1 tRNA gene is annotated in these 253 nt (G+C 53.0%); it reads left to right on the top strand.

Annotated elements, in window-relative coordinates:
- The first annotated feature begins 1 nt into the window (after position 1).
- Positions 2–76 (top strand) — tRNA-Glu (locus tag KVT38_RS33890).
- The last annotated feature ends 177 nt before the right edge of the window (positions 77–253 follow it).

Here is a 253-nt window from a genome sequence, read left to right as displayed (position 1 = left end):
TGGCCCGTTGGTCAAGCGGTTAAGACACCTCCCTTTCACGGAGGTAACGGGGGTTCGATTCCCCCACGGGTCACCATCTTTACCAAGCCTGAATCAAAAATATTTTGATAAAAGGCTTGCATGAACCAGGCGATATCGGTTATGATATGAAACGTCGCCTAAATAGTAACACTTGCTAACGACGCGGGGTGGAGCAGCCCGGTAGCTCGTCGGGCTCATAACCCGAAGGCCGCAGGTTCAAATCCTGCCCCCG

Origin of the sequence: Cohnella sp. GbtcB17, from assembly GCF_019091135.1 — a bacterium.
Lineage (GTDB): Bacteria > Bacillota > Bacilli > Paenibacillales > Paenibacillaceae > Cohnella.
The sequence above is the reverse complement of the archived record's forward strand: the minus strand, read 5'-3'. Positions and strand labels throughout refer to the sequence as shown.